The sequence below is a fragment of the Kocuria sp. genome (genome assembly GCF_030536815.1).
In the GTDB taxonomy this organism is placed as follows: Bacteria; Actinomycetota; Actinomycetes; order Actinomycetales; family Micrococcaceae; genus Kocuria; species Kocuria gwangalliensis.
In genome coordinates, this window is the sequence record NZ_JAUNPE010000066.1 from 8,778 (window position 1) to 13,212 (window position 4,435).

The window sequence follows — 4,435 nt, forward strand, 5'->3', positions numbered from 1 at the left end:
GCAGGGCCAGCCCGCCGGCGGAGCGCCGCAGCACCAGGACGCCAACCGCTCCGCCAAGTTCCCGGACCTGCCGGACGGCCGCCCGCAGTACGGCATCCGCCTCGAACCGGAAGCACCCGCCCAGCCGCAACCGCAGCAGGGGTCGTCCGCGGTCAACGCACCGTGGTCCACGGACCGTCCCGCATCTCAGGACTCTCCCGATGCTGAACGAACATCCGATCGGTAACAACTCGCACAGCATTCGTGGCCGGACGCTTCGCGCCAGGGGATGACAACGGCGGTGGGGCACTCTTTCGAGAGTGCCCCACCGCCGTTGTCATGTCGCTCACGCGGTGGCCGAGCGGCTCCAGATCCCCTGGATCCAGATCTCCACGTCCTCGGGGGAGCGGGGCAGGGCCTCGGAAAGGTTTTCGTTGCCGTTCTCGGTGATCAGCACGTCGTCCTCGATGCGCACGCCCATGCCCCGGTATTGCTCGGGGATGGAGAGGTCCTCGGCCTTGAAGTACAGTCCGGGCTCGATCGTGAACACCATGCCGGGTTCGATCACCGCATCCAGGTAGAGCTCGCGCTTGGCCTGTGCGCAGTCGTGAACGTCCAGTCCCAGGTGGTGGCTGGTGCCGTGGGGCATCCAACGGCGGTGGTGCTGGCCTGCCTCGGACAGGGACACGTCCGCCGAGACCGGCAGCAGCCCCCATTCCTCGAGCCGCAGGGCGAGCACCCTCATGGCGGCCGCGTGGACGTCGCGAAACTTGTTGCCGGGTACGGCGGTCTCGAAGGCGGCGTCGGCGGCGTCGAGGACGGCCTGGTAGACCGTGCGCTGGATCTCCGTGTAGCTGCCGTCCACCGGGAGGGTGCGCGTGAGGTCCGCGGTGTAGAGCGACTCGGCCTCCACACCCGCGTCCACCAGGATCATCTCGCCGGGCTTGACCGACCCGTTGTTGCGGATCCAATGCAGCACCGTGGCGTTGTTGCCCGACGCCGCAATGGTGTCGTAGCCCAGATCGTTACCTTCCAACCGGGCGCGGGAAAAGAACGCTCCCTCGACCACGCGCTCGCCGCGCTCGCCAGCCATGGCTCGGGGAAGCACCGCGACAATGTCCTCGAAACCACGAATGGTGGCGTCCACGGCCCGGCGCAACTGGCCGATCTCGTAGTCGTCCTTGATGAGACGCAGTTCGCTCAGGGCCTCCGTGAGTTTGGCGTCCTTGGCGTCGGACTGTTCCAGGTCCACACCGGTATTCAGGCGTGAGGTGTCCACCAGGGCATCCATGTTCAGGTCCACATCGCGCACCAGGCGGATGCTCATACCCCCCAGGGCGGCGTTGCCGGCGTTGACCGTGACGGCATCCTCGAGGCCGGAGAGATCCTCGGCCGGCAGATCGAACTCCTCGGAGAGCTGGCGCAGGGTCGGTCGCGGACCCACCCAGAACTCACCGTTCTTGGCGTCCGCGTAGAACTCGTCCGAATCACGGCCGGCCATCGGGTGGAAATACAGGGTGGCCACGTGGCCACTGCCGTTGTCTCCCCGGCCGTCCTCGGTGGGCTCCATGACCAGTACGGCCTCGGGCTCGTGGTCCACACCCATGCCGGTCACGTGGGCGAACGCGGAGTGCGGGCGGAAGCGGTAGTCGGTGTCGTTGGAACGCACCTTGGGGGCGCCGGCGGGAATCACCAGGCGCTCGCCCGGGAACAACCGGGACAGCTTGGCCCGGCGGGCCGCGGCGTACTCGGCCACCTCGGAACGAGGGGTGCTCGTGGTTTCCGGGGCGGCCCAGCCGGAGGCCATGAATGCACGGAAGGCCTCGGTGTCCGGGCGTTGCGAACGGTTGTCCACGCGCTGTTCGAGGGGCTGTTCCTCGGAGTCCTGGGACGCGGCGGACGGGGTTACGTGTTGGGAGCTTGCGCTCATGAACGTGTTCATCTCCTTGGTGCGCTGGATCGCTGCAATCGTTGCTTCCATGGTGCCACGCGGGTCAAATGCGGGCCTGCGGGTATCGTTGCCAGTGATGCGCATCGACCTTCACACCCATTCCATTGCCTCGGACGGAACCGAGACCCCCGCAGACGTCGCTCGTTCGGCCAAGGCAGCCGGTCTGGACGTTTTCGCGTTGACCGACCACGACACCACTGCGGGGTGGCAAGAAGCCGGTGACACCGCCGTGGCGCTGGGGCTGGCCTTTGTCCCGGGGATGGAAATCACGTGCACCACGTCCAACGGGGTCTCGGTGCACATGCTCAGTTACCTCCACGATCCCACCCACGAGCCACTGCTGACGGCATTGGAGTCCTCGCGTACCGGGCGCCTGACCCGCGCTCGGCGCATGGTCGAGTTGCTCTCGGCGGACTACGACATCACGTGGGGAGACGTTGAGCGCCACATGGGTGCGGACGCCACGGTGGGTCGCCCCCACATCGCGGACGCCCTGGTGGAACTGGGGATCGTGTCCAACCGCTCCGCCGCGTTTTTCGACATTCTCTCCGGACGCTCGCCGTACTACGTGCGGCACACGACCATGGATCCGGTGGAAGCCATCAAGCTCGTCCGCGCCGCCGGGGGTGTTCCGGTGTGCGCCCACCCCATGGCACCCACGCGCGGCCGGATTCCCACCGAAGCAGATTTCCACGCGATGATCGACGCCGGGCTGGCCGGGCTGGAGGTCGCCCACCGGGACAACCCGGACGAGACGAGGGCCATCCTGATGCAGATGGCCGCCGATCACGACCTGATCGTGACCGGCTCCAGCGACTACCACGGCAAGGGCAAACCCAATCTTCTGGGTGAGAATTCGACCTCGGTGCAATCGCTGACCCGCATTAGCGAGCAAGCCACCTCGGACATCAAGGTGCGCTGGCCGTAGGTTGTCCGCGCGGATCGGGTCCGCGCCGGGTGACCGTGCTGACCGGGGGAACACCGGGCGTGGGAACACCGGATGCGAGCGCGACCGCCGCGTCAAAGCGTGTGGACCGCAGTCCCCGGGAGCCGTTCCGTCATGACCTCCACGGCCTCCGGGTTCACGTCCACGCACACGAACTTGCGGCCGAGCAACGTGGCCGCGGCCCCCGTGGTTCCGGAACCGGCGAAGAAATCCAGCACCCAGTCCCCGCGGCGTGAGGACGCCGCAATCATGCGCCGCACAATGCCCACGGGTTTCTGAGTGGGGTAGCCGGTTTTTTCCTTGCCGGTGGGGGAGACAATGGTGTGCCACCAGACATCCGTGGGCAGTTTGCCGCGTGCGGCCTTCTCGGGTCCGACCAGCCCCGGCGCCATGTAGGGCTCCCGGTCCACCTCGGCGGAATCGAAGTGGTAGTTCTTGGGATCCTTGACGTACACCAGGATCGTGTCGTGCTTGGAGGGCCACTTCCGGGTGGATTTACCGCCGAAGTCATAGGCCCAGATGATCTCGTTGAGAAAACTGGCGCGCCCGAACAATGCGTCCAGCATGATCTTGGCGTAATGCACTTCCCGGTAATCCAGGTGCAGGTACAGGGTGCCGTCACGGGTGAGCAGCCTTCGGGCCTCCAGCAACCGTGGTTCCAGGAACGCCAGATAATCCGCGAACGAATCGTCGTAGCGGCGCAACTGGCCCATGACGGTCTCGTACGAGCGGCCGGAGAACCCCACGCGATCACCCTGCCCGTCCGGTACGGGAATCGAGGTGGTGGTCCGGCGCACCTGGGCCCGCCCCGTGTTGAAGGGTGGATCCAGGTAGATCACGGTGAAGGCCTCGTCCGGAAGAGCGCGGAGCACCTCCAGGTTCTCACCCTCAATGATGCAGCTGTCCCCGAGGGGATCGAACCGGAACGAGTCCTTCACCGACACACCGCGCTACTCGGCGGCGGGGCTCGCCTGCTGGGCGCCGCCCTGCCGGCCGTTTCCTTGGCCCTGGTTCTGAGACGACGGACGACGGCGACGACGACGGCGCGTGCGGCCCCCGTCCGTGGACTCCACGGTCTTTTCTCGTTCGGACTTCTGACGCTCCGCGCGGGGCTGGTCGTCCTCTGCCTGACGGGGTGAGTCGGACGAGTTCTCATCGCGATCACGGCCACCGCGGCCCCGGCCACCCTGGCGGGCGCCGGACGAGCGGGAGTCGGTGCCGCGGCGTCGTGAACCCGAACCCTCACGGGGGCTTCGAGCCTTCTTGCCGGGCTCACCCAGGTCCTCGAGGGTCTCGGCGTCCAGGCCCTCGTGGGTACGGCGGGCCTTGGGAAGCCGGCCCTTGGTGCCCCGGGGGATGCTCAGATCGGTGTACAGGTGCTCGGAGGACGAGTAGGTCTCCACGGGCTCGGGGATGCCGAGCTCGAGGGCCTTGTCGATCAAGCGCCAACGGGGGACGTCGTCCCAGTCCACGAACGTGACGGCCGTACCCTTGTTGCCCGCGCGGCCGGTGCGGCCGGTGCGGTGCAGGTAGGTCTTCTCGTCCTCGGGGCACTGGAA

General features: G+C 67.1%; 3 protein-coding genes and 2 pseudogenes. 2 read left to right on the forward strand and 3 right to left on the reverse strand.

Translation table 11 applies throughout. The features are described 5' to 3' along the window. Positions 1 to 226, forward strand: a pseudogene (locus Q4E95_RS07690) (hypothetical protein); the annotation flags it as partial. Positions 227 to 325: 99 nt separating this feature from the next. Here Q4E95_RS07690 and Q4E95_RS07695 read toward each other — a convergent pair. Continuing rightward, positions 326 to 1,909, reverse strand: coding sequence for an aminopeptidase P family protein (locus Q4E95_RS07695; protein WP_303382745.1), 1,584 nt, complete (start codon positions 1,907 to 1,909; stop codon positions 326 to 328). Between the two features lie 97 nt (positions 1,910 to 2,006). Between Q4E95_RS07695 and Q4E95_RS07700 the strand changes: the two genes are divergently transcribed. Beyond that, a complete protein-coding gene (locus Q4E95_RS07700; protein ID WP_303382742.1) occupies positions 2,007 to 2,858 on the forward strand; it encodes a PHP domain-containing protein in 852 nt (283 codons plus the stop codon). A gap of 92 nt (positions 2,859 to 2,950) precedes the next feature. On the opposite strand, the gene Q4E95_RS07705 is transcribed toward Q4E95_RS07700, so the two are convergent. Further along, positions 2,951 to 3,820 (reverse strand): site-specific DNA-methyltransferase, encoded by an 870-nt coding sequence (locus Q4E95_RS07705; RefSeq protein ID WP_303382743.1) that lies wholly within the window; start codon positions 3,818 to 3,820, stop codon positions 2,951 to 2,953. Positions 3,821 to 3,826: 6 nt separating this feature from the next. Next, positions 3,827 to 4,435: pseudogene (locus Q4E95_RS07710) on the reverse strand (ATP-dependent helicase); the annotation flags it as partial.